This is a genomic window from Clostridium sp. UMB9555A (assembly GCF_030222355.1).
GTDB classification, from domain to species: Bacteria; Bacillota; Clostridia; order Clostridiales; family Clostridiaceae; genus Sarcina; species Sarcina perfringens.
The window spans coordinates 1-986 of record NZ_JASORQ010000029.1 but is presented as its reverse complement, the minus strand read 5'-3'; the positions used below and the strand labels follow the sequence as shown (position 1 = coordinate 986).

General features: G+C 39.4%; 1 protein-coding gene. It reads right to left on the bottom strand.

Features of this window, described 5'->3' with window-relative positions:
- On the bottom strand, positions 1 to 986 hold a 986-nt coding region (tuf, locus tag QP548_RS16810; RefSeq protein WP_284905662.1), incomplete at both ends, for an elongation factor Tu.

Below are 986 nucleotides of genomic sequence, written 5' to 3'. Positions count from 1 at the left end.
TCCATAGCGATTTCTGTGATTAATTCAACTTCCATGTCGATGTGGTCTCCAGGCATAACCATTTCCATTCCTTCTGGTAATTTGATTGATCCTGTAACGTCTGTTGTTCTGAAGTAGAATTGTGGTCTGTATCCATCGAAGAATGGAGTATGTCTTCCACCTTCTTCTTTTTTAAGTACGTATACTTGACCTACGAATTTTTTGTGTGGGTTGATTGTTCCAACTTGAGCTAAAACTTGACCTCTTTCGATATCAGTTCTTTGGATACCTCTTAATAATGCTCCGATGTTATCTCCAGCTTGTGCTTCATCTAATAACTTTCTGAACATTTCGATTCCTGTTACAACTGTTTTTCTTCTTTCTTCAGTTAATCCGATTACTTCTACTTCGTCTCCTACATGTAGAACTCCTCTTTCAACTCTTCCTGTTGCAACTGTTCCTCTACCAGTGATTGTGAATACGTCCTCTACTGGCATTAAGAATGGCTTATCTGTTGCTCTTTCTGGTGTTGGAATGTAGCTATCTACTGCTTCCATTAACTCTCTGATGCAAGCTGTTGCAGCTTCGTCAGTTGGGTTTTCTAATGCTACTAAAGCTGATCCTTTGATTACTGGAATGTCATCTCCTGGGAAGTTGTACTCGCTTAATAACTCTCTAACTTCCATTTCAACTAATTCTAATAATTCTTCGTCGTCAACCATATCTGCTTTGTTTAAGAATACTACGATGTGGTCAACTCCAACTCTTGATGATAATAAGATGTGCTCTCTTGTTTGAGGCATTGGACCATCAGCTGCTGAACAAACTAATATAGCTCCGTCCATTTGAGCTGCTCCAGTGATCATGTTTTTAACGTAGTCAGCATGTCCTGGACAGTCAACGTGAGCGTAGTGTCTGTTAGCTGTTTCGTACTCAACGTGTGCTGTGTTGATTGTGATTCCTCTTTCTTTTTCTTCTGGAGCTTTATCTATTTCATCGTATTTGAA